A 3,543-nucleotide genomic window follows, 5' to 3' on the forward strand; every position below is an offset into this window, starting at 1 on the left:
TAAAAGTGTATTAGAACGATATGAAATCAAATTATTCGTTTTTAATATTCAGAAACAGGAGATAGTATTATGGAAAAATTAGATTATTAGGAATTAGTGAAAATCATCATCTATAAATATGCAAATGTTTTAGAAGTGCATTTTGATGAGCAACTTGGCATGATGTACGCCGATCAAACTAGGATGCGGCAGGTGTTGTTAAACTTACTCAGTAACGCCAGTAAATTCACTACAAACGGCAAGGTGACGTTGACAGTCAACAGAGAAAAGGATGAATTTCGACCGGAGGCTCCTTTGGGCATGATTATTTTCACTGTTACTGACACAGGCATAGGTATGTCTCAAGGTCAACAGCAACACTTATTTCAACCTTTTACACAAGGTGATACCTCGACTACGAAAAAGTATGGAGGTACGGGACTGGGGTTAGCAATTAGCCGTCACTTTTGCCAGATGATGGGTGGTGAGATTATTGTCAAAAGTCAGCCGGGAGTTGGTTCTACTTTTACCATTCGTCTGCCAATGACTGTGCAGGATTAAATGGGGCATGGGGCATTGGGCATTGGGCATTGGGCATGGAGCATTGGGCATGGGGCATGGGGCATGGGGCATGGGGCATAGAGAAGAGACAAGGGAGACAAGGAAGAGGGGGTAGACAAGGAAGAGACTTGTTCAATAATTCCCCCTCATCCCCCTCATCTCCCTCATCTCCCTCATCTCCCTCATCTCCCTCATCCCCCTCATCCCCCTCATCTCCCTCATCTCCCGAACTAAGTAATAATAGTTACCCTCCCTGTATCCAAATCGTAACGACCTCCAACAATTTTCAATTTGCCCGATCGCACTTGCTCAGTTAAAAGTTGCGATCGCTTCAACTGTTCAATTTGATATTGCACATTTGCCACCACAGCATTCTCAACCGCGTCACCCGACTGACTCTTAACCTTTTCCACTGCTGGCTTAATTGCCTTCACAAAAGTACTAATATCACCGAGTAACGATTGGTTTTGGACAGCTGCGGTTACAGCCCCGCAACGCTCATGCCCCATTACCATCAATAGCGGAGAGGCTAACAAGACAACCGCGTATTCAATACTGCCGATCGCTTCATGTGTAGCGATATTTCCGGCAATCCGAACATCAAAAATGTCTCCAATGCCTTGATCAAAAACAATTTCTGCGGGTACTCGTGAATCCGCACAACTAAGAATAGTTGCAAATGGATGTTGAGCTTGAGCAACTTCTTGCAACCGCAGTGCCGATTGATCCGGGTATTGCGGTTGATGATCGACAAATCGCTGATTCCCCTCCATCAGCTTTTGCAATGCTGCTTCGGGACTGAGGGATTCAGGGGAAGTTGAGGGTATTTCGGCAGCTTTAGCCTGTTCCACCCGCCAAACTAAATCGCTGGCAGATAGCATCATCCCAAAAGCCCCGGTAATTCCCAACTTCAAAAAGTCACGACGTTCCATGAAATGTTTCATTGAATTTATAATCTTACATCGACGCTACACATCTGACAGAGCGAATTTCCATCACATCGGAAACGTAGCAAGTACCTCCGAACTTATTAAGGAGTGGTTTGATATTTTCTACAACCGGCTTGAGTTGTTCTGGCATACAAAAGGCGAGGATGTAAACATTATCAAGCATGGTCATGTCTAAATCTTCTGTCGTTCCTCGTAATCCTTTACCAGCAACATTTCGGATTACGGCATGGTTATGTACACCCGACTTGTCTAAACTATCTAAAATTTTGGCAAGTTCAAAGGAGTTGGCGATAATTTCTATCTTTTTAACTACGTGCATATTATTACCTCCAAAATAGGTTAATTCCGTAGAGATATAACGGAATTCCCACAATAATATTGAACGGAAATGTTACAGCTATGGCAGTAGAAACATACAGGCTGGGATTTGCTTCGGGAACAGTCATCCGCATAGCCGCAGGTACAGCGATGTAAGAAGCACTGGCACACAATACAGCGAATAAGAGCGAATCTCCACGAGGCATACCGATCAATTTGGCAATCACCAACCCAATTCCTGCATTGAGTATTGGAATTAGTATGGCAAATAAAATTAGGAAAACTCCGGTTTTTTGCAAGTCTTTAATTCTTCTGGCAGCGACTAGTCCCATGTCCAGTAAAAAGAAGGTGAGAACGCCATAAAACAACCCTTGAGTAAAAGGTTCTAATACGTGCCAACCGCGTTCTCCTGTCAAGACACCGATCAAGAGACTACCAACTAGGAGAAAAACTGAACTATTAAGAAATGCTTCTTGCAAGACTTCCGGCCACGAAAAGTCCCGCTTTCCATCGTTAGTGAATATATTCACCAAAATTAGACCAACTATAATCGCTGGGGATTCCATGAGCGCAAGGGCTGCCACCATGTAACCATCAAAAGTAATGCCAAGCTCAGTCAAAAAAGCGCTAGCTGTGATGAAAGTGACGGCACTAATTGAGCCGTAGGTTGCAGCGATCGCAGCAGCATCGTAAGTATCCAGTTTCAACCTTAAAATAAAAAAGGTGTAAATTGGAACAAGGCAAGCCATCATCATTGCTGCCACGAGTGTTAGAACTACTTCCTGAGTGATGCCACTTTTGATTAGTTCTACCCCTCCCTTAAAACCAATGGCAAACAGTAGGTACAGCGAAAAGAGTTTAGGCACTGGTGCGGGAATTTCTAAATCAGACTTGACAAAAACAGCAGTCATGCCTAAAAAGAAAAACAGGATTGGCGGATTCAAAATGTTGGATACAATTAAGCTGATATCCATATCCACCCCTCGTTGTATTGGTTAAACCTGAAATTAAAGAAATTTTTCATCTTTAAAAATTTAACGGTTGAATCATGATGTATCGTGTATTGCTACCAGATGTCAATTGGGTACTCAAGGAGTGAATAGTCCTATTGGTGACAATACTCTCGGTTAGGTATTACAGCGTTTTTCACTTCAATAAACCACACGCTACGGAACATTGCGGTGTCCCTACGAAAACCTGTAGTTCAATTAACTGAAAATAGCTGTAAGCTCTGTTGACAACAGAACAAGTGAGAGCTTGCCCAGTATTTTTATGATTTTTGATTCCCCGTTGCTGATTTTACGACACAACGCGCAGGAAATAACTGATGGCTAACTTATCTATGTAGAAAAGTTAACGTATTGTCATGGAAACCATGAATTGCCACAACACAAACCTTAGTCTTTATCCCAGTATTCTTTGATTTACAACAATTTGGTAAATCCCGCTTGCTCAAAATGATGGTCAGATGTAAAGGCTTGAGTAATCTCCTCCTGTGTCATCACCGCAAAGCTAATACAGTCAGTTAGTCCCCAATCTTTATCAGGACGCTGGCTATATAACATCCAACCTTCATCCAGCAATTTTTGGTCGAAAGGGATGATTTGCACACTTTTTAAAACTCGCAAACTGTTTAGGACTTACGCAAAATTATGAAAAAACGAACCGCAAAGACGCAAAGGACACGAAGTAATAAGAGTTTGAGAGAGTTTTTGCGTAAGTCCTACTGTTGATG

Annotated in this window: 5 protein-coding genes and 1 pseudogene; 2 read left to right on the forward strand and 4 right to left on the reverse strand. The window is 42.4% G+C overall.

Annotated features, from left to right (window positions below; all coding sequences use genetic code 11):
- Positions 1-123: 123 nt before the first annotated feature.
- Both LC574_RS31560 and LC574_RS31565 read left to right on the forward strand, forming a co-directional pair.
- Positions 124-540: pseudogene (locus tag LC574_RS31560) on the forward strand (ATP-binding protein); the annotation flags it as partial.
- A gap of 56 nt (positions 541-596) precedes the next feature.
- A complete protein-coding gene (locus LC574_RS31565) occupies positions 597-857 on the forward strand; it encodes a hypothetical protein (protein ID WP_229457508.1) in 261 nt (86 codons plus the stop codon).
- On the opposite strand, the gene LC574_RS31570 is transcribed toward LC574_RS31565, so the two are convergent.
- The 4 genes from LC574_RS31570 to LC574_RS31585 form a co-directional block, all read right to left on the reverse strand.
- Entirely contained in the window at positions 771-1,472 is a 702-nt protein-coding gene (locus LC574_RS31570) for a carbonic anhydrase (protein WP_229457512.1), read from the reverse strand. The genes LC574_RS31565 and LC574_RS31570 overlap by 87 nt on opposite strands.
- 25 nt (positions 1,473-1,497) lie before the next feature.
- Positions 1,498-1,809, reverse strand: coding sequence for a P-II family nitrogen regulator (locus LC574_RS31575; RefSeq protein WP_229457509.1), 312 nt, complete (start codon positions 1,807-1,809; stop codon positions 1,498-1,500).
- 4 nt (positions 1,810-1,813) lie between these two features.
- Positions 1,814-2,782, reverse strand: coding sequence for a sodium-dependent bicarbonate transport family permease (locus LC574_RS31580; RefSeq protein WP_229457510.1), 969 nt, complete (start codon positions 2,780-2,782; stop codon positions 1,814-1,816).
- A gap of 450 nt (positions 2,783-3,232) precedes the next feature.
- Entirely contained in the window at positions 3,233-3,418 is a 186-nt protein-coding gene (locus LC574_RS31585) for a type II toxin-antitoxin system VapC family toxin (protein WP_229457511.1), read from the reverse strand.
- Positions 3,419-3,543: the final 125 nt, after the last annotated feature.

The sequence above is a fragment of the Nostoc sp. CHAB 5715 genome (genome assembly GCF_020829685.1).
GTDB lineage: Bacteria > Cyanobacteriota > Cyanobacteriia > Cyanobacteriales > Nostocaceae > Nostoc.

Excerpts from the sequence above, each read along its gene's own strand:
- LC574_RS31575 (WP_229457509.1), bottom strand. The coding sequence starts at position 1,809 with ATGCACGTAGTTAAAAAGATAGAAATTATCGCCAACTCCTTTGAACTT.
- LC574_RS31565 (WP_229457508.1), top strand. The coding sequence starts at position 597 with ATGGGGCATGGGGCATGGGGCATAGAGAAGAGACAAGGGAGACAAGGA.
- LC574_RS31570 (WP_229457512.1), bottom strand. The coding sequence starts at position 1,472 with ATGGAACGTCGTGACTTTTTGAAGTTGGGAATTACCGGGGCTTTTGGG.
- LC574_RS31580 (WP_229457510.1), bottom strand. The coding sequence starts at position 2,782 with ATGGATATCAGCTTAATTGTATCCAACATTTTGAATCCGCCAATCCTG.